We start from the raw sequence: 19,828 nt of genomic DNA, 5'->3' as shown, positions 1-19,828 counted from the left end.
ATGTACACCTAATACTTCGAAACTATCTCACTGCCTTGCTAATAAACGACAACCAAAATAATGTAATTTATTCTGTAAAGTTTTAAGGTAAATTACGCAGCCAAACTTTACACTTTCATAAAAAGCTCTTAATCCATTAGATATAAAATTATCCGCTTCGCTAGGAGTTTCAATTCATCAGGACATTTAATTAGAGATAACCAGGTCTCGTAAACATATATCTGTTTGCAAGCATTAAGCTCAGAGATCGAGTCTAAAGGTTCTCTCAGATTTCCTACAAGGTACTGACTGAGCCAGTAAATGATTTCTTTATTAAACTCGTTATTAGGTAAGTCATAAATCACTTCTTGGTCAAAGATCTTGTAAAAAAGATCTCCGCATAAATTGCACATATGGTTTTCTTCGCTTACAAATTCTTCGATATTCATAAAACCGCTCCTATGTTCAATTAAGCAACATTATTTCGACTTGTTTCGATAACAGACTGAATCCAGGTATCAATCTCACTTTCAACGAAAGCTACTGCACGACTTCCAATTTTGACAGGAGCAGGAAACTTACCATCGTTGATCAGACGATATATCCAAGCTTTTCCGTAGCCAGTTCGTTCGAGAACTTCTGGTAATCGTATTAGGCGGGTTGCTTGATTTTTCATTTCGTTATCCCTTGTCGTTGCGGTGAAGTCACTATACGAGCAGTTGGGTAAAGAAAAGAGCGAAGCTCCTGAAGCGGAGGTTCTTCGTAGCTATGCAGGATGGTTTTCTCGAAGTTGGTGCCGTACAGAAAAGGGGAACTTGAGAGTAGCTGAAATTCCCCCGTTTTATAGCAAGTGTCAAAATGCCCGGTTTAAAGTAAAAATCGCAAAAAAAAAGCACCATTCACAATGATGCCTTTAGTTAATTTTCACAATTAAAACAAATAGTTATAAATGTAATTCTAATCCGATAGTTTAATTACATCAGAGACTTTCATTTGCTTCAAATGGCTATTTTTGTTCATGAAGTAATGGAATTGTCGGATAAAGTCAGTTGTGCAGGATTTAAGAGCCAAAGGCCTGTCGGTATCTTTGATTTGGCTAGACTGCCTCATTTCGCTTTCTTCGTCATCGTCTGTATATAGCAGTCTGGATAACCTGTCGTCAGAGACACGGATTTTTTTAACGGCTGCCCACACCAGGATATCCAGCATAGGTATCACACGATAACTGATGAGTTTCTTGATAGTTCCATACCCAAAGCGAACTGATTCTAAAGGATCTGGTTCGATACCTTTGATTTTACGCCACTGCGGTAATACAGCTTTAAGCGACTCTGCAATCTCTTCGTCTGTGCCACTTGCCAAATCAATCTCGAACATGACTGTTCGTGAAAACTGATCTGGCATAATATCTGAAAGTGATTCTTCCCGAAGATCTCTGTTTATTGAATAATTGTCATCACCATCCCAAACAAAACCTCCGCGTTGCATAGCAATGATGCTCGTTTCAGCAAGGCGATCAAGAGTTGTTAGAAAAAAATGGGGAGGCTGAAAAAGATTGTTGGCAGGAGTCATGTATCCCAGTTGCCCTTCTTCAATTAAAAAAGGATTGCCACTGAAAATTTTTGAGAAGTAACCCATAAGAGTTCTGCTCTCAAACTCTTCCCGATACTCCTTAAAGAACAAGTTACGAGCCCATATCTCATGGTAAAACTGGAGCAATGAGAGGTCTTCAAATTTGTGATATGTATCAATCTTAAACCAACTCTTGATGTCTTTTGTGTGCTCTGGTGACCAGTTGTTCAAAATCCATTCTCCACCTATGCTGGTACTGCCCTACGGATAGAATTCAGTTTTGCTGAAAAACTACCGCATTCACTAATCGGTGAAAAGCAGATCCTGCTTGCGCAGTTCAGCTACCAGCAGGGAGTTGAACTGAAGAATTTGTTTCCTTTTGATACAATTCTCCAATCCGCTAATCGTGAGAACCCATACCATTACGATTTATGGTTCCTTTTTAGAACCACATATAAAATTCAAAGTTTAAATAATATTATAAATCAATGGAATGAATAGCTAATTACAGGGACGCCAGCCCAAAATTCTCCATCGGTGATTACCAGAGTCATCCGATGAAGTCCTAAGAGCCCGCACGGCGCAAGCCCTGCGGGCTTTTTTGTACCCGTTACAGACCGAGAACATCCAGCCAAATCCAGAGAAAATTGGCACCTATGCCGTCGTGCTTTCATTGTTTATCAGCGTTGCCAGGCGCTTAATCTGTTGTCCTTTGCTATCAAAATTACCCTCATCAAGCCACAGAGTGAACGCTTCGCGTAGCGCTGGGTATTCACTATCAATGATCGAATACCACGCGGTGTCCCGATTACGCTGGTGCACAACAACGGCCTGCCGGAATATGCCTTCAAAGGTAAAACCAAAGCGTGTTGCTGCCGCACGAGAAGGCGCATTAAGCGTATCGCATTTCCATTCAACGCGGCGATACCCCAGCCCCTCAAAAACATAGTCTAACAGCAGCGACATGACCTCCGTTGAAACCCGCGAACGTTTCATGCGTGATGAATAGGTCACCCAACCCACTTCTATTACGCCATTCGTTGCATCAATGCGCATAAGTGCCAGCGTGCCGACAGCCTGCATGCTGGCCAAATCGATTACGGCAAAATGCATGGGGTCGGTCTGCGCCGCAATCTTCGTTAAATAGCTTAAGAAAGAATCAAAGGTCGTGAATGGCCCTGTCGCGAGATAGGTCCAGTCGCGAGAGTCAGGCGTATCGCAATAGGCGTCATAAAGCGTCTTTGCGTGGCGTTCGACGTTAATACGCTCAAGTTTGCAATAACGACCGGTGATCTGCTGAGCTTTAGGAAATCGCGCACCTTGCCAGTCAGGTAACGCTAAACCAACGGGTTGCTGGAATTCATTAAACGTGGATGACATGCTATTTACCTCTCATAATAGAGTGTCAAATGACTGCAGAGTAAGAGACAACTGACAGGGTAAAAAGAACCACAATGGATGTTTTTAACAGATCCACATGACGATGCTATACCGAACATCAGCACCGTATTGCTTATCCGCAATTAAAAAATGCTGGTCATGCCACTGTTGTGGAAATAAGAAATACTGACATTATTACGTGCCATCGCTATCAGCATAAAAGCGACGCTACATGGCATGGGCAAGACGACGAATACCCTCAACAATAACCTCTGGTGGATGATTCGCAAAACCGATCATAATCCCCTGCCGGGAGATATCACCATGATAATAATGACTCAATGATTGAATCCCCAACCCCAGCATTCTGGCTTTCAGTTCGACCTCATCTCCGGTCAACCCGGCATGCAACCAGCAGACAATATGCACCCCAGAATCAGAAGGCTGAACGGTCATTTTATCGGCAAGATAGCATTGAATAGCATTGACCAACGCCGTTCGCCTCTCGTAGCATGCCTTACGAACCCGTCGTACATGGCTGGCGTAATGTCCTTCTTCAATAAAACTCGCCAGTACCGCCTGCTCAAGATAACTGGAGCCAATATCGGAAAAATATTTTGTCACGATAAACTGTTCTTTTAATCCTGGCGGAACAACTAAAAAACCTAAACGAAATTCTGGGTACATCATTTTTGAAAATGTCCCTGAATATATTACCCGCTGATGCTGATCTAATCCCTGCAAGGCTTGCAAAGAGCGTGCGGCATAACGAAACTCACTATTGTAATCATCTTCAAATATCCATGCCCGGTTAACCCGAGCCCATTCCAGTAGCTCAAGTCGTCGGGATAAACTGAGTGTCCCGCTAAGCGGGTACTGATCGGAAGGAACAACATAGGCCAGTTTCGCATGAGAGAAATGATCAATGCCGTATTGAACATTCATTCCTTCGTTATCCACCGGCACAGGTCTCACAATTGCCCCTGTTGACATAAATACCCCGCGCGCACCTTTATAACCAGGGTCGTCCAGCCAAACGTCATTTCCTTTTGTAAGCAACGCCCGGGCAGTAATATTTAACGCCTGCTGAATACCGTTTACGATAATTATCTGATCTTCACTACAGTTAACCCCTCGCGTTGTTTTCACGTAGTGACAAATTGCTTTCCGTAAGGGATAAAAACCGCAGGGGCTGGTATGAGAGCCGAGTTGATGCCGGGATTGTCTCCAGACTCGTCCCAGTAACTTGCCCCATAATGAATGAGGAAAGAGATCGGTACAGCCCACACCGACGGCAAACAGACGGTTCATTTCACGCCCTTCAACATCGCCAGACCATAAACCACGAACGGATACGATATCCGCATTTAGCTGCCCATCAACAGGCAGTTCATCTCCTTGCTGTAATTCAGGATAAAGACCGCTAATGCTGCGGTCAGGAAGACTTGGCGTGACAAAGGTTCCAGCACCTTTGCGCGTCTGAATATACCCTTCGTCTAACAGTCGGTCATAACCCGCAATTACCGAGTTCCGTGAAATTGACATCATCTCGGACAGTCCCCGGGTTGAGGGTATCTTTGTCCCTGGCGGCAAACGGCCTTCTACGATTGCGTTGCGTAGCGCATGGTACACCTGTTCCTTAATAACGCCTTGCTCTAAAAAAAGCTCCTGAAATAAAGGTGCACTATTTTTTTTCATTGCACTCACTCTTACGTTAAAAGTGGATCCTGGAAATATTTGCAAAGTGTCTCTTTGCGGTGGCTTACGCAATATTTAGGATAACCGCCATAGAAAACCACTCTGACTAAAATTATCAGGAGACCTATGAGTAACCAAAACACAACTGCGCCGATTACTATCGAACCCGTCACCCAGCAAGACTACGCGGGCTGGCTACCGCTTTGGATAAATTACCAGATTTTTTACCGTACTGAAATTTCAGACAAGGTCACACAATTAACCTGGGGGCGTTTTCTCAATCCTGTGGAGCCTGTTTTCTGCGCTGTCGCAAAATCTGACGGTAAAATTGTCGGTCTGGTACATTATCTCTTTCACCGCTCAACCTGGGCGGAGTCTGATTATTGCTATCTGGAGGACTTATTTGTTAGTGAAGAAACCCGGGGCAAACACATCGGCAAGCAGCTTATCGAGTATGTTCAAAAACACGCCCGCAAGCGCCATGCGGCAAGATTATACTGGCACACACATGAAACAAACCTCCGCGGTCAGCGCCTTTATGACTGGGTTGCCAGCAAGAGTGGGATGATCGAGTACCGTATGTAAAATAAATAATACCCATTTAATCGGGTAGTTCTATGTAAACATCCCCCCGTACTGTACCTTCATTTTTCAACACATCGTCTGCGGCTCTGTTTCGCAAAGCCGCAGAATCCGAAATCATCAGATTTCTGAGACCAAATACCCGCTACGCTAAAAAGTGACATATTCATATATTTTAAACTTCCCATCAATAAAAAAACATTAATTCTCAACACGTTGCATATATCTTACTGCTCATGAGTTTTATTTTCACATAAAATATCCCTACACTTGTTTTGCATCTCTATATTGCCGGAGCGGCCTCTAAACAAGCCGCCGGGTTGCATCGGTGCGGCATGAGATAATATATCAGTAAATATATTTTCTCATACTTTTGGGTGATATCAATTTGGCTAACTGGCGATCTGGAGATGTTTGAGGAGCTGGGTAGTGAAATAATAGTGTAACCAAGCGGGATGTTTTCCCAACATTAACGCGTTGCTTTCACACATAAAGGAGAAAAACAGGGTGCCGGAATAGCAACTTACGCAGCCCTGGCTTTGTCATAGTCTCCTGTTTTATTATTAATAATTAACCCTGAAAATATCTAGTGACAATGCAATTGTTCTAAATGTAGTTCATCCACCAAAGAGATATATAAAATAGCCAGAGTTTTAAATCACCTTGACGCCTATACAAATTGTTACCCTAATAACAATGTTATACGCACCTATCCCGCCCCGGGAGAAATAAACAGTAAGACATCTTATTTTTGCAGTTTAAAAAAACTACTATTGTTTTTCTTAGAGAGAGCGATTAAAGGTTTAATTTAACAGCATAACTGTAAATCCTGTGGCTCTGGAACAGCAGAGCCACAGGCGTTTGACACTAATCAGGCTTTACTGGGTATTGCACCTACAGCATGCGAACCTTTTACGGTCAACGTCACCACAGCGGAACATAACAGGGCGGCGATCATAAAGATAAATGCACTGTTGTAACTTCCGCCGCTGCTTTGGATAAGCCAGCCAATAATCGGCGCAGAAACCACCCCCGCCATCTGACCGCCAAAGTTAACAATACCGGAAGCCCGCCCCATGATATTGCTGGGGATGGTATCCATTAAAATGCCCCAAAATGTCGCCATGGCAAAAAACATAAACAGCGCAGAGATACACTGATAAACCACCGCCATATCCGCGCTGCTGACGCTGAAGGTCAGATACAGGAAGCCCGCCGCAATAACCGACGTCACGACATACAACGTCTTGCGCATCGGTTTGAATTTATCTGAGCAATATCCGCCGATTAATGTCCCACCCGCGCCAAACAGGAACGGAATTGCCGCCATCACTCCCGTCTTCGCCAGTGAAAATTCACGCACGGTAATCAGGTAGCTTGGCAACCAGGTTGAAAACCCCCAGAAGGTGATATCAAACAAGAACCAGATACTGGCCATCTGCCAGAGCACCGGCATCTTGAGCACGTCTTTAAACGCGATAGCGCTCGTATTTTGCAGGCCGCCCTGATCGTCAGCGGCTAAATCGGCCAGATCCTGTTGCGTAATCGCAGGGTGATCTTTCGGGTTGTCACGTGTGAATAAGTAGATACCCGCAGCAATAAACAGGCCCGGGATCCCCAGCACAATAAAGACCATGTGCCAGCCAAACGCCCCGATAATACTTGCAGCAACCACCACCGCCAGTGCGGGGCCTAAGGTATTTACCGTTGACTGAATTGCTGTAGCTCGACCGCGTTCTTTCGAAGGGAAATAGGTGGAAATCATTTTCCAGGAAGCTGATGGGAAGCACCCTTCGCCAATACCGAAGAAGAAGCGAACAGCCAGCATCAACGGCAGCGTTAATACCGCACCGGTTAAGCTGGTGAAAACTGACCACCAGGCAATACCAATAGCCATAATTTTACGTGAGCCAAACTTATCCGCCAGTAAACCACCGGGGATTTGGAACGCGGCGTAACCAATGAAAAAGGCGCTAATAATTAAACCTTGTTGAGTTGTATCAAGATTTAAATCTTTGCCGATATAAGGCAACGAAACGCTCATGACCATTCTGTCGAGGAACGAGAGTAGCCATGCCAGCCAGATTAATGTCAGGACGGTATATCTTGCTTTCCAGGTCTTAGGTTTACCTGAAGGTAAAGATGTTTGTAGGTTCATTGTGATGTCCTTGGGGTGTAGTGATCTACCGCGGCCATAAATGGTCGCGATAGATCCATGCGTGTTTAGCGTTATTTATTAATATTGTTTTCTGATAACAGTACCGCTACAGGCATAACTTTCCGTGCCATTAATTAAGGCTATGCGTCCATTAACCATCACGATTTCAATCCCTTCCGGATATTGATTCGGTTCAACAAATGTCCCCTTATCCGCAATAGTCTTGGGATCGAACATCACAATATCCGCCGCATACCCTACCTTCAGCAGTCCACGATCCTGCAGACCCAACACCTCAGCGGGTTTGCCTGTCATCTTGCGGATTGCCGCTTCCCAGCTCAGGCATCCTTCTTCACGCACGTATTTACCCAGCACGCGCGGGAAGGCGCCAAACACACGTGGGTGTGGTTTACCCGCGCCCATCAGTCCGTCAGTGCACACGTTCTGTTCCGGCCGGCAGAGAAACTTAATGACGTGTTCTTCAGTGCCGTAAAAGTCGACCATGCCAACGGCGTTTTCTTCTTCAAACAACAGATCGAAGGTAGCGTTGTACGGATCTTTACCGCGCAATTCCCCCAGTTGAACAAGGTTCAGACCAACAGCATCCTGATTTTTCTCTGTCTTGACGCTGGTGACAAAAATCTGATCCAGGCCTGCAAAATCAATGAAGTTATCCCAACCAGGAATGCCCTGCTGGATATCCTCTATCATTTTGGCACGCAATTCAGGCGAGGCCAGACGCTCAAGTAATTTGTCCGTCCCGCCAGAGTGGACCCACGGAGGCAGGATCACGCCGAGCATGGTGCTTCCCGCCACGTACGGATACTGGTCGTAAGAGATACGGATCCCCTCTTCCTGGGCCTGCTCCAGCATGCCCAACATCTGGTCAATCAGCCCCCAGTTTTTCTTCCCACAGACTTTCATATGTGAAATATGCAACCAGACACCGGTGGCTTTAGCGATATCGATCAGTTCCTGCGTTGAACTGATGATATCGTCAGCCTCACTGCGCTGGTGTACCACAAAGATCCCGTCATATTTCGCCGTGACCTTGCACAACTCAATCATTTCAGCGGTATCACCAAAAGCACACGGCATATAGATAAGCCCAGTTGAAAGACCAAACGCGCCGGCTTTTAGCTCACGTTCAAGGACTTCACACATCTTCGCCACATCTTCACGCGTGGAAGGGCGTCCATCCAGGCCCATCGCTTCCATGCGTACGTTACCGTGTGGCACCAGATATGCCAGGTTTGTCGCCGGATGTCGGGATGCCAACAGGTTGAGATAACCGTCCGTGTTTTTATATTTCCAGTCAATTTTGTCGGTGTCGCCGTCCAGTCCAGCAATATTTTTACGCCATGCCGGAATATATTCCTCCGGCAATGGTGCCAGCGCTACGCCATCCTGCCCCAGCAACTCGGTAGTAATCCCCTGGCGGATTTTCGCTGACAGCGCAGGATTAATAATGGCTGACAGATCAGAGTGTGTGTGAGTATCAATAAAGCCCGGGCAAATAATTTTCCCTGTTGCATCAATAACCTGTTCATTGACGCCAACATCAATTTGACCAATTTCGACAATATGCCCTTCATCAACCATTACATCGGCAATTCGGCCTGGATTACCCGTTCCATCAATCACATTTCCGTTTTTAAAAATGGTTTTCATCGTTATTCTCCATTGCGGTGCCGCGTAGCAGCACCACCTGTAAGGTAAGAGGTATTTATCTTTATTTTTTAACGGCGATAGAGTGTCTGGATTATGCTGTAATAGCCGCGGGCCGATCCGGTCAACTGATCAATCTCGATATACTCGTCGATGGTATGCGCCAGGTTTTCACGCGACGGCCCAAACCCGATGGTTTTGATTCCCGCTTCGCCCGCATAGTGGCTGCCGTTAGTGCAAAATGAGTACTGAGTAATCGTTGGCGAGAAACCCGCTTCGCGAACGCCTGCCAACGCTGCCTGCACGAACTCGTCAGACTCGTCGTACACCCAGCCAGGGAAGAACCGCTCTCCCTCAATGGTGGCGCCGGTATAGCAAGACTCCTTGCCAACCGCGTAAGAGACGCGGGCTTTGAACTGCGGGTCCTGGGCGGTTAGCTCCGCAAGTGCATTTTCCAGTGGCGCAATAACACTTTCTTTGGTTTCGCCCACCAGCAAGCGGCGATCGTAAGTGGCGCGGCAGTAATCCGGCACCACTGATGCGCCAGGATACGGCGACGATTTAATGTCTGTCAGTTCCAGGATACCGGGGCCAAGAACCGGGTGGGTTGGCGGAGTGATGGTGCGAATTTTGTCGATCAACTGCGCCATTTTGTACACCGCGTTAATTCCTGCCTGCGGGTTGGCGGAGTGGGCAGGTTTACCAAAGGTTTCAACCACAATTTCAGCACGACCACGCTGGCCGATTTTCAGATTCAGTTCAGAAGCTTCGCCAATAATGACGTAATCAGGCTGATAGCGCTCACTGACCAGACGAGCGGCAATGCCTTCAAAACACTCTTCATGAACGATACAGGCGACGTAAATTTTCCCGGCGAAATTACGCTGAGTATCCTGGCCGAAAAAACCTACGGCAGAGATCATCGCAGCAACAGCGCCTTTCATATCGGTGGTGCCACGGCCATAAATTTTGCCATCGTCAATATCACCGCCGTACGGGTTGCGGGTCCACTTCTCTTCGTTCACCGGCACAGTATCAATATGACCATCCAGAACCAGCGTTTTCCCCGGCTGATTTCCCACAATACCGCCAACGATATTGCCGTATTTATCAACATGGATGTCGTCGAACTGGTAATGCTGCATCATTATTTTTATGGCATTTACCACGTCCCCTTCCTGACCTGAATAACTTTTTTGCTGGATCAGCGCCTGGCAATTTTTAATAACTTCTTCAATACGGGTTGCAGATAACATGGGGTTTCTCCGTTAATACTCTCAATCAGGAAATTATTTATTGATGCGCGGGTACTGACCGCCCCAGACAATATCCAAATATTGTTGCGGGTCGGTATCACCTTCAGTACTTATCAGCAACACGCGGGAATGCTCATCAAGACCCAGTTGCTCACGGGTTTGGGCCAAATCCGGGGAGGTCATCAACAGCGCCAGAAGACCTGTCGTGACGGCCCCAGACTCACCTGAAATAATTTGTGGGTCGCCCGCCAGCGGGTTGCCCAACATACGCATGCCCAGCGCCGCGACTTCATCAGGGCAGGAAGCAAATGCGGTGGCATAATCACGCAGTAACTTCCAGCCAATGCTGTTTGCCTCACCACAGGCCAGACCCGCCATCACGGTCTGTAAATCGCCGCCTACCGCAACAGCATCCCCCTCTTTTGCACGGGCTGAACGGTAGAGACAGTCGGCAATTAACGCTTCGGCGACGATCACTTTCGGACGATTTTCGCCCCATGCGGCCGTCACCATACCCTGCACCATTCCCGCAAATGAACCCACACCGGCCTGAACGAAAACATGCGTCGGGGCGACCTGATGGAGTTGATCAATCGCTTCCAGCATCAGCGTGCCGTAGCCCTGCATAATCCACTGCGGGATCTTTTCGTACCCTTCCCAGGCCGTGTCCTGCACAACGATCCAGCCATACTTTTGCGCCTGATCTGCGGTCATACGCACGGCATCGTCATAGTTCATATCCACGATTTCAGCGGTAGCGCCTTCATTGCGGATAGATGCCAGCCGCTGCTGTGAAGATCCTTTCGGCATGTAAACCACCGCATTTTGCTTTAGCTGGCGCGCCATCCACGCCACTCCGCGCCCGTGGTTACCATCGGTGGTGGTGGCAAACGTCACGGTCTTCAGGTCATGGCGTACTGCTTCACTGGTCATGACATCAAACGGCAATTCACTGATATCCTTCCCCACTAATTCCGCGATATGGCATGCCATCGCGTAGGCGCCGCCCAGCGCTTTGAACGCTTTCAGGCCAAAACGTTGAGACTCATCTTTGAGGTAAATATTTTTTACGCCCAGTTTTTGTGAAAGTGCCGGCAACGTATACAGCGGTGTTGGAGCGTATCCCGGAATAGACCGATGAAAATTCAACGCTTTTACCAGTTCCTGGCGACTAAAGGGGGCCAGAGGTGCGTTAGGGTGCTCGGTAAACGGCGTCTGGTTGATAAAAAATGATAAGTTTTGCTGCATCATAAAACCTCATTATCCTGGTAATTCATTCCCTGTAATCGGTGTAATACAGAGTTATTTACGCTATCGGTAATCCATAAAAGCAAAATGCTTACCAGTTTTTTAGAAAATGAGGAAAAAACTAGAAATAATTTAATAAATTCTTTTATTTCAATACATTAATCAATTTTTAATGATAGCAAGGTAAAAACAGCCGTCGTTAGTTTATCGCCTGGTTTTGATAAATTCTCATAAATGATAAATAGTGTGATCACGAAGGATAAAATTAAAAAAACATCCAAAAACAATACGCTAGATTGATTTTTCGCAAATCAATTTTGCAATGGTTCGCCTATTTATCATTTTCCTTGAGAAATGAGACACCTTACCGGAGAAGTATCATGATTTCAGTACTGAGCAATATCCAGGATGATATATGCAATTATGCCGACGCTATTTCCGGCATTACCGGGACTGATGTAGAAATCATTGATGAATCTTTAATGCGCATTGCTGGCACCGGTAAATACCGACATATGCTCAATGAGAACGTGGCAAAAAATGGTTATATCTATCGGCATGTTTTGCAGGTCCGTGAGACGGTTTTGATCAAAAACCCCGGTGAACATCCTCTATGTCAACTGTGTGAAAAACACCATTACTGCTCTGAAATGCTGGATTTGAACGCCCCTATTTTTCTCAATAACCGCGTCATTGGGGTGATCGGCATTATTTGCTCAACGCAAACACAGCGTGACACTTTGCTTAGCCAGATCGATAAATTTGTCACGTTTATAGAGCAAATTGCCGTCATGATCTCCAGTAAGGTCTTTGAATGCCTGGAACGCTTACGCGCGCAGGAGACGCTCGGTGCCTTTCGTCGTCTGATTGATGCAATGGATCGCGGCGTTGTGGCCATCGATGGCAAGGGCCGCATCTGGCATGCCAACCATTCAGCAGATCGCATACTTAACCGTGAAGTTCAGGGATTACCTCTGACCATTGAAACGACCGGAGACAGTTTGTATGGCGATGAGGAAGCATGGCTGACACTTGAAGGGCAAAAACACCATGTGCTGTGTAAACAAATCTCGCTCTCGTCACTGGATAACGACCGATTAACTATGGTTATCTTTCGCGATGCGCACGACTACCTGAGCACGATTGCTCCCTCGCCCTATGAGTCTGACACACAGGTACGTCTTATTGGCCATTCCCCCTCAATGGAACAACTCAGAAGTACCATTAGCAAAATCGCCAACAGCTATGCCAGTGTACTGATCACCGGGGAAAGTGGTTCAGGTAAAGAAGTTGTGGCATTTGCTATTCATCAGAGCAGCCCGCGTAAAGCCGCCCCTTTCGTGACCATCAACTGCGCCGCTATCCCTGAACAACTCCTGGAAAGCGAACTGTTTGGCTACGTACGCGGCGCATTCAGCGGTGCCGATCCCAAAGGCCGTGTGGGGAAATTTGAGCTGGCCAATGGGGGTAGCCTGTTCCTCGACGAGATTGGCGATATGCCACTGCATTTGCAGGCCAAGCTGCTCAGGGTACTGCAGGAAAAAGCCATCACCCGTGTGGGGTCTAACAACACCATCAATATTGACGTGCGGATTATTGCCGCAACCAACAAAAACATCAGCGCGATGGTCGAGAATAATCAGTTTCGTGAAGATCTTTTCTATCGCCTGAACGTGGTCCCTCTGGTACTTCCTTCCCTGCGTGAACGCCGGGCGGATATCGCCGTCCTGGCACAATATTTTGCCGATGAATTCTCGCTAAGCTACCAGCGACCGCCGCAAAAACTTCCCGATGATGTTATTAACCGCCTTTATGCCTGGCACTGGCCGGGCAACATCCGTGAACTGCGCAACGTCATCGAGTACATTTTTGTCATGCGCGGAGAAGCCGCCGGGATCAACGCCAGCCATCTGCCCCCTTACCTGCTTACCGCAGCCGATGGCAGAAAAAGCACAATGATGGCGCAACCTCGCCAGCTTGCCCACCAGGGCAAACAAGCAGAGAGAGATGCCATTGAAAACGTCATACAGCGATTTGGTTCAAGCGTTGAAGGTAAGAAACAAGCCGCGACAGAACTGGGGATCAGCATTGCGACGCTGTACCGAAAACTAAAACTCTATGGCTTATGAGCCTCGCCTTCTCAACGACAAAATCCGCATTATCCAATACTGCCGATCATCAATGCTCGCTTATCGGCCTACGGTTTACAGGCTTTAGTAGGCCGGATAGGGCGTCAGAGCCGCCATCCCGCAGGTACAGCAAAGTCCCTTATGGTTGAGCGCTTTTAAAATTAATACTCGCCATTCCCGCTATCTCAGATCGGCAATCAACAGGCACAGGATCTGAGTTTTTGGGAATAATTTCGCGAAAATGGAGAGAAAACGGTGATTTTTTTCGGTTAAGCTATGTGCATGCTTTGGCGCTACCTCATGGTCAAATTCACTCTTCAGGAACCAACCCGTAATGGCTAAAAGTATTCCGCAGCTGCCGCATGATCCCCATATGTGTCGCAGCTATGAAAAAAAGACTCGTAGCCCACTGGCACTCTATTCAGAGTATCAGCGTATGGATGTCGAGTTGCGGGAGCCGCTGGCCATGACTTACAGTCACTGGCATGGCCAGGTTGAAGTGAATGTGCCATTTGATGGTGATGTTGAGTACCTGTTCAATGACGAAGTGGTACAGAGCAAACAAGGCTTTATCACACTGTTCTGGGCGTGTACCCCTCATCAGCTCACGAATGCCGGGCACTGTAAGCAAATGGCTATCTTCAACTTGCCCATGCATTTATTTTTGTCCTGGCCGCTGGATAGAGAGCTGATTAATCACGTGACGCACGGCAGGGTGATTACCTCATCGGCATCCCAGCAGCTTAGCGTTTTTGAGGTTCAACGTTGGCAAAATGAACTCAACAGCGATAACGAACAGATTCGTCAGTTAGCCATTGATGAAATCGCCCTGATGCTCAAGCGGTTTAGCCTCTCAGGCTGGCGGACAGTATTGGGAAACCAAACTGCACGAACCCAGAAGAATAGCATTTCGCGGCATTCACAATTTTACGTCAGCCAGATGCTGGAATTTATTGCCGCCAACTGTGACAAATTGCTGACCGTCGAGGCCATTGCCGATCACGTCAAACTTAATCCTAATTATGCGATGGGTATCTTTCATCGCGTAATGCAACTGACGATGAAACAATATATTACGGCGATGCGCATCAACCATGTACGGGCATTACTCAGCGACACCGATAAAACCATTCTGGATATCGCGATGATTGCGGGTTTTCGCTCCAGCAGTCGATTTTATAGCTCATTTCATAAATACGTCGGTATGCCGCCTCAGCAGTATCGCAAGCTCAGCCAGCAACGCCGAAATCATCCACCTTATGCGGAGGGATAATTGACTATCAAATCTATCTCTTATTTTACTGCTGAAATATGAAAATCATAACAGCAGGCCAGAAAAGAACGCCTGAAACAGTTAATAAAATAGAGTTCGTTCAACAACTCACGTAACTACGCCACTCCGTTATTGATTGGCCTGTAGCAGGTATTTCTTTGGCTTGTTCAACCGTTAACGATTGGGATGGAATTATGGAACAAAATAGCTGTACCTCACACTACAGAAAAAAACTCTCTTTCTTTTGGTCAGTATTACCTATGGTGATCATGCTGGGCGGGATTAGCATAGGATATTTTATATTCAATATTCGTGCCGAACCTATGATCCTGATGGGAACGGCAGCCGCTTCATTTATCGCCATTGCTCATGGTTATACATGGGATGATATTCTGCAATCGATTTGCAATAAAATATCAGAAGCACTGCCAGTCATTCTGATTGTCGCCAGTATCGGGTTTTTGATTGGTTCCTGGATGGTATCAGGTACCATCCCGATGATGATCTATTATGGTTTGAAGTGGATTAACCCTCAGTATTTTTATATTTCAGCATTTATGCTGGGGGCATTGATCTCAGTGTGTACCGGCACCTCATGGGGTTCCATTGGTACCGTCGGAATTGCCATGATTGGTGTCGCCATTGGCCTTAATGTCTCTCTGCCCATCGCCGCTGGAGCCATTGTTTCAGGTTGCTGGTTTGGCGATAAACTCTCGCCGGTCTCTGATTCAACCAATATGGCGGCACTGGCTGCCGGTGTAAATCTGTACTCCCATATTGGCCATTTGCTGTGGACTACCGGTCCGGGATTCATTATTTGCTGCGTGGTTTATAGCTATATGGGAATGGGCATTGATGCCGCTGTCAGTGCACCAGAAAATATCACCCAGTTAATGAACGCTATCGGCCAGATTTATCAGTTCAACCTTCTGTTGTTGCTACCACCGATTATAGTTTTGTACGGCTCACTGTCGAAAAAACCGCCTATCCCGATGTTGTTTTTGTCCACCATCGTATCAATGATTCTGGCTCTGGTTTTTCAACAATTCAGCGCATCTTCGGTCGGTGAATCCGTGGTCAGCGGCTTTAAGCTCGCGATGCTTACCGGAGACCCTATTCCTGCACTGTCATCTGATGTCTCGCGCTTATTAGAGCGAGGCGGCGCAATCTCTATGTTCAGCAGTTTTGTGACCGTCTTCAGCGCCTTTAGTTTTGCTGGCGCCATGAGTGCGACTGGCTCCCTGTACACGGTTATTAACGCGCTGACAAAAGGGGTTAAATCAACATTCCGCCTGGTCGCTACCACCATTGTTACGACGTTCACCATCTGCGCCTGTACCGCCAATGGAACCTTACCGTTGTTATTGTGCGGCGATGCCTTTAAAGATGAATACAAAAAACGAGGGCTTGCGGCAAAAAACCTCTCGCGAACCACTGAAGATGCCGGAACCGTTGTCGAACCGATTATCCCCTGGTCCGCTTCAGGCGTTTATTGCGCCACTATGCTGGGTGTTGCCACACTTGATTATTTGCCCTGGGCAATCCTCTGTTACAGCGGCGTCATCTTTGCGCTACTGTGGGCGGCAACCGGTATTGGCATTGCTAAATATGAGCCTAATGAAGCCACTGAGAATATGGTTGAGCAAAAATCATAAACTACTAAATAGCTAAATATTAGCTATCACCAGGGTAAATTTAATATATCCATCAGATATACATAAACATTCTTCGCTTTTAGCGTTGCTTACACTATTTTCAGAGACTTTCCAGGAGTCAACAATGTCTTTGTTTGATGATATTGTCACAAGGGATGTTAATTGTCGTAAATACGGACAATTACAACAAATGTACGGTACCAGCGATGTATTACCACTATGGATTGCGGATATGGATTTTGTGACGCCAGAACCCATCATGAATACATTACGCACAGTAGTAGAGCAGCCTGTTCAGGGCTATAACCTGGATTATCCGCAATGGAAAGAATCCGTTGTCCAGTGGTACGCAAAACAATATGATGCCGAGATTAAATCGCACTGGCTGCATTTTGTTCCCGGTGTCATAAAAACCATTGTCATGTCCTTGCTGGCACTCACTCGTACGGGAGACAATATATTAACCTGTACCCCAATATATGACCCCTACCCTAACCTGGTGAAAACCAGCGGCAGACATTTACTCCAGACCCGCCTCATTGAAAAAGACGGTTGCTATGAATTTGACTGGCAAGATTTCAGCGAGAAACTTAAACAGTGCAAAATGTTTCTTTTTCCCTCGCCACATAATCCTGGTGGAATGGTGTGGTCACGGGAAACGCTTGAAAAGATCAGTCACTATTGCCAGCAGGCCGGCGTCATCATTCTTTCCGATGAAGTGCATAGCGATTTAACCCTGCCAGGTAAGCAACACCGGCCCTTTTTTACCCTTGATGACGCAGCAGGGTGTCAGTCAATCGTACTGACCTCTGTCAGCAAGACCTTCAACACGGCGGCGATCCAGGGAGGGATAGCCATTATAAAGAATGATGAACTGCGTCACCGGTTCTATCATTTTCTCGATAACTGTTATCTTGCAGAGACTCACTCACTGCAACAGGCAACGATTTATAGCGCCTATACCCATTGCGGTGACTGGCACCGGGAATTATTGGCTTATCTGGCTGATAACGTGGCATTTGTTAGAAATGAAATCGAAATGCACTGTCCGTTGATTTCAATTGTCTATGGTGGCGCATCCTATCTGCTCTTTCTGAATGCCGAAAAAATGGCGCTTAGCGAGACGCAGCTAAGCGATTTTTTTGTCCATGAAGCCAGACTTGGCCTGTCACCAGGGTCACAATATGGTCCAGGCGGAGAGGGGCACATGCGTCTGAACGTTGGCTGTCCGCGCGCCATACTGGTAGAGGCGATGAACAGGCTAAAAGCGGCATACCAGAAACGGCTGAACGCATAACGCAGGCCGCTACGCTTGCCCTGCTTCGTCAGGGCAAAATTGCCCAAAGATATTGACCGAACTGCTATAAAGTCTTTCCCTTCTGTCGGCTGGTGTTAAACTGGAAAGTGTGATCTTCATCATAACCTGCTTAAACAGAGAAAAGAGACACTGCTATGCAACATATCATTGAGGGCTTCCTCAACTTCCAAAAAGAGATTTTCCCTCAACGTAAGGAACTCTTCCGCAGCCTGGCATCCAGCCAGAATCCTAAAGCGCTTTTCATCTCCTGTTCTGATAGCCGTCTGGTGCCAGAGTTAGTGACGCAGCAAGAGCCAGGACAGCTTTTCGTTATCCGTAACGCCGGTAATATCGTACCGTCTTTTGGCCCGGAGCCTGGTGGCGTGTCTGCTACCATTGAGTACGCGGTCGTTGCTCTAGGCGTGACTGATATCGTTATCTGTGGTCACTCCAACTGCGGCGCGATGAAAGCCATCGCAGAAAGCCAACCCCTGGATCCGATGCCTGCTGTCGCCCACTGGTTGCACTATGCCGATGCCGCGAAAGCCGTGGTTGAAAAGAAAACCTGGGCTAACGAAATCGATAAAGTGAATGCCATGGTAGAAGAAAACGTAATTGCCCAGTTGAACAACATTAAAACGCATCCTTGCGTGGCTGTTGGCCTGCGCAACAACGCGATTCGTCTGCACGGCTGGGTCTACGACATCGAAAGCGGAGAAATTCGTACTCTGGATAAGAACAGCAAGACTTACGTTTCACTGGCCGATAATCCACACGTCCATTTCGAGTAAAGCTGCACTGGAGCACGGATGCTCTGGCAATCCTCCCACTACGATTTCTGTTAGTAGACAAACACCCCTCATGCGACTAGCTTTTACACTAGCCATTGGTGTGGCTGTCGTGGAACCCGCAATAGATTAAGCGATAAAAAGGAGCAGGTACGCATGCGAACGAAAAATAACAGACTGATTAATATGTTATTTTTTCATGAGTCGTGGGATATTATGATCCTGAAAAATAATGGTTCGCATACCTTTCCCACTAACACGCTGGACATTCTAAACCGCACCCGAGCCCAACAGCTCAAAAAGAAATATACCTTTCAGGCCGATCCTTTCATTATTGAAAAAGACAATAAAGTTTATGTGTTTTATGAAGCATTAAGCTTTCGTAATTCGCAAGGTATCCTGCGCTGCCGTATCCTTGATGCTAACCTGGTTGAGCTTGAGGATGTGAAACTCGACGGTTTTGATAACCTAAAATGCCATCTATCATTTCCTTTTTTATTTTACAACAACGATCAGCTTTTCATGATCCCGGAGTCTTCAGAAAGGAAAGAGGTTATCTTATTCCAGTCGATAGATTTCCCTACGCGCTGGAAACAGGTAAAAGTATTAGTACCTGATCAGGCGCTCACCGATAACGTCGTCGTTTCGTTGCATGAAAATCTTTATCTTTTATCCACCACGATGGAAGATAAGTTAGTTATCCATACAGCCAGTGATGTAACCGGGCCATGGCAAAAAATAGTGCCAACGCTTAACCTGTCGAATCAACACCCCCGAGGCGCTGGCGCACCACATTGCGTTGAGAATAGACTCTATTTCCTCACCCAGGAATGCACACCAGAGACGTACGGAAAGTCGGTTTATATCAAAGAGTTAATCACGATTAATGCATCCAACTTTGATGAGCGTTTGATTGCGCAGATCAATGCCAGCATCAACCAAAGCGAGGGCGTCCACACGCTGAACTTCACCGATAACTATATCGTGTATGATAGTAAGATAAGCAAATTCAGCCTGTTTTCTATACTTAAAAAAATATCTTATAAATGCAGGGTGAAATACCGGAATTATTACCTTAACCGACGCCGCCAATAACATTTATTTATGCCGGTGGCATTAATGAATTAATGATTGTTTGCAAAAAA

General features: G+C 46.6%; 16 protein-coding genes. 7 read left to right on the top strand and 9 right to left on the bottom strand.

The features are described 5' to 3' along the window. Positions 1-128 precede the first annotated feature (128 nt). From FDX03_RS23635 to FDX03_RS19030, 5 genes are all read right to left on the bottom strand, one after another. A complete protein-coding gene (locus FDX03_RS23635) occupies positions 129-428 on the bottom strand; it encodes a hypothetical protein (RefSeq protein WP_001019190.1) in 300 nt (99 codons plus the stop codon). A 20-nt stretch (positions 429-448) separates the two neighbouring features. Next, positions 449-655, bottom strand: a complete 207-nt coding sequence (locus FDX03_RS19045) for an AlpA family transcriptional regulator (protein ID WP_000795663.1) — start codon at positions 653-655, stop codon at positions 449-451. 281 nt (positions 656-936) lie between these two features. After that, entirely contained in the window at positions 937-1,782 is an 846-nt protein-coding gene (locus FDX03_RS19040; protein WP_137346409.1) for a DUF6387 family protein, read from the bottom strand. A gap of 423 nt (positions 1,783-2,205) precedes the next feature. After that, the gene (locus FDX03_RS19035) at positions 2,206-2,931 is read right to left on the bottom strand and encodes a GNAT family protein (RefSeq protein WP_137346408.1); all 726 of its coding nucleotides are present in this window, start codon (positions 2,929-2,931) and stop codon (positions 2,206-2,208) included. 228 nt (positions 2,932-3,159) lie between these two features. Beyond that, positions 3,160-4,629 (bottom strand): PLP-dependent aminotransferase family protein, encoded by a 1,470-nt coding sequence (locus FDX03_RS19030; RefSeq protein WP_115643006.1) that lies wholly within the window; start codon positions 4,627-4,629, stop codon positions 3,160-3,162. Positions 4,630-4,755: 126 nt separating this feature from the next. Between FDX03_RS19030 and FDX03_RS19025 the strand changes: the two genes are divergently transcribed. Next, positions 4,756-5,214, top strand: coding sequence for a GNAT family N-acetyltransferase (locus FDX03_RS19025; protein WP_048212960.1), 459 nt, complete (start codon positions 4,756-4,758; stop codon positions 5,212-5,214). A gap of 868 nt (positions 5,215-6,082) precedes the next feature. Here the strand turns inward: FDX03_RS19025 and FDX03_RS19020 are convergent. The 4 genes from FDX03_RS19020 to dpaL form a co-directional block, all read right to left on the bottom strand. Further along, the gene (locus FDX03_RS19020) at positions 6,083-7,369 is read right to left on the bottom strand and encodes an MFS transporter (protein ID WP_048212961.1); all 1,287 of its coding nucleotides are present in this window, start codon (positions 7,367-7,369) and stop codon (positions 6,083-6,085) included. 78 nt (positions 7,370-7,447) lie between these two features. Next, positions 7,448-9,040 (bottom strand): D-aminoacylase, encoded by a 1,593-nt coding sequence (locus tag FDX03_RS19015; RefSeq protein WP_061068407.1) that lies wholly within the window; start codon positions 9,038-9,040, stop codon positions 7,448-7,450. A 68-nt stretch (positions 9,041-9,108) separates the two neighbouring features. Then, complete coding sequence (locus FDX03_RS19010) at positions 9,109-10,293, bottom strand: YgeY family selenium metabolism-linked hydrolase (protein ID WP_048212963.1); 1,185 nt, start codon at positions 10,291-10,293, stop codon at positions 9,109-9,111. Between the two features lie 33 nt (positions 10,294-10,326). Continuing rightward, positions 10,327-11,541 carry a diaminopropionate ammonia-lyase gene (gene dpaL / locus FDX03_RS19005; protein WP_048213489.1) on the bottom strand — a complete coding sequence of 405 codons (1,215 nt, stop codon included), beginning with the start codon at positions 11,539-11,541 and terminating at the stop codon, positions 10,327-10,329. Positions 11,542-11,921: 380 nt separating this feature from the next. On the opposite strand from dpaL, the gene FDX03_RS19000 reads away from it, so the two are divergent. The 6 genes from FDX03_RS19000 (at position 11,922) to FDX03_RS18975 (ending at position 19,778) form a co-directional block, all read left to right on the top strand. After that, positions 11,922-13,670 carry a sigma 54-interacting transcriptional regulator gene (locus tag FDX03_RS19000; RefSeq protein ID WP_137346407.1) on the top strand — a complete coding sequence of 583 codons (1,749 nt, stop codon included), beginning with the start codon at positions 11,922-11,924 and terminating at the stop codon, positions 13,668-13,670. A 334-nt stretch (positions 13,671-14,004) separates the two neighbouring features. After that, entirely contained in the window at positions 14,005-14,943 is a 939-nt protein-coding gene (gene melR, locus FDX03_RS18995) for a transcriptional regulator MelR (RefSeq protein WP_048212965.1), read from the top strand. Between the two features lie 194 nt (positions 14,944-15,137). Further along, a complete protein-coding gene (nhaC, locus tag FDX03_RS18990) occupies positions 15,138-16,598 on the top strand; it encodes a Na+/H+ antiporter NhaC (protein WP_137346406.1) in 1,461 nt (486 codons plus the stop codon). A 124-nt stretch (positions 16,599-16,722) separates the two neighbouring features. Next, positions 16,723-17,895 carry a PatB family C-S lyase gene (locus FDX03_RS18985; protein WP_137346405.1) on the top strand — a complete coding sequence of 391 codons (1,173 nt, stop codon included), beginning with the start codon at positions 16,723-16,725 and terminating at the stop codon, positions 17,893-17,895. Between the two features lie 155 nt (positions 17,896-18,050). Then, positions 18,051-18,686: a carbonic anhydrase gene (locus tag FDX03_RS18980; protein ID WP_005122990.1), complete on the top strand. Its 636-nt coding sequence runs from the start codon at positions 18,051-18,053 to the stop codon at positions 18,684-18,686. Positions 18,687-18,839: 153 nt separating this feature from the next. Then, complete coding sequence (locus FDX03_RS18975; protein ID WP_124021029.1) at positions 18,840-19,778, top strand: hypothetical protein; 939 nt, start codon at positions 18,840-18,842, stop codon at positions 19,776-19,778. Positions 19,779-19,828: the final 50 nt, after the last annotated feature.

The sequence above is a fragment of the Citrobacter sp. wls827 genome (assembly GCF_005280875.1).
GTDB lineage: Bacteria > Pseudomonadota > Gammaproteobacteria > Enterobacterales > Enterobacteriaceae > Citrobacter > Citrobacter youngae.
This window is presented reverse-complemented; position numbering and strand designations above follow the sequence as displayed.

Bases quoted from the DNA above. Each gene is read 5' to 3' on its own strand.
- FDX03_RS23635 (WP_001019190.1), bottom strand. From the start codon at position 428: ATGAATATCGAAGAATTTGTAAGCGAAGAAAACCATATGTGCAATTTA.
- FDX03_RS19045 (WP_000795663.1), bottom strand. From the start codon at position 655: ATGAAAAATCAAGCAACCCGCCTAATACGATTACCAGAAGTTCTCGAA.
- FDX03_RS19035 (WP_137346408.1), bottom strand. From the start codon at position 2,931: ATGTCATCCACGTTTAATGAATTCCAGCAACCCGTTGGTTTAGCGTTA.
- FDX03_RS19030 (WP_115643006.1), bottom strand. From the start codon at position 4,629: ATGAAAAAAAATAGTGCACCTTTATTTCAGGAGCTTTTTTTAGAGCAA.
- FDX03_RS19025 (WP_048212960.1), top strand. From the start codon at position 4,756: ATGAGTAACCAAAACACAACTGCGCCGATTACTATCGAACCCGTCACC.
- FDX03_RS19020 (WP_048212961.1), bottom strand. From the start codon at position 7,369: ATGAACCTACAAACATCTTTACCTTCAGGTAAACCTAAGACCTGGAAA.
- FDX03_RS19015 (WP_061068407.1), bottom strand. From the start codon at position 9,040: ATGAAAACCATTTTTAAAAACGGAAATGTGATTGATGGAACGGGTAAT.
- FDX03_RS19010 (WP_048212963.1), bottom strand. From the start codon at position 10,293: ATGTTATCTGCAACCCGTATTGAAGAAGTTATTAAAAATTGCCAGGCG.
- dpaL (WP_048213489.1), bottom strand. From the start codon at position 11,541: ATGCAGCAAAACTTATCATTTTTTATCAACCAGACGCCGTTTACCGAG.
- FDX03_RS19000 (WP_137346407.1), top strand. From the start codon at position 11,922: ATGATTTCAGTACTGAGCAATATCCAGGATGATATATGCAATTATGCC.
- melR (WP_048212965.1), top strand. From the start codon at position 14,005: ATGGCTAAAAGTATTCCGCAGCTGCCGCATGATCCCCATATGTGTCGC.
- nhaC (WP_137346406.1), top strand. From the start codon at position 15,138: ATGGAACAAAATAGCTGTACCTCACACTACAGAAAAAAACTCTCTTTC.
- FDX03_RS18985 (WP_137346405.1), top strand. From the start codon at position 16,723: ATGTCTTTGTTTGATGATATTGTCACAAGGGATGTTAATTGTCGTAAA.
- FDX03_RS18980 (WP_005122990.1), top strand. From the start codon at position 18,051: ATGCAACATATCATTGAGGGCTTCCTCAACTTCCAAAAAGAGATTTTC.
- FDX03_RS18975 (WP_124021029.1), top strand. From the start codon at position 18,840: ATGCGAACGAAAAATAACAGACTGATTAATATGTTATTTTTTCATGAG.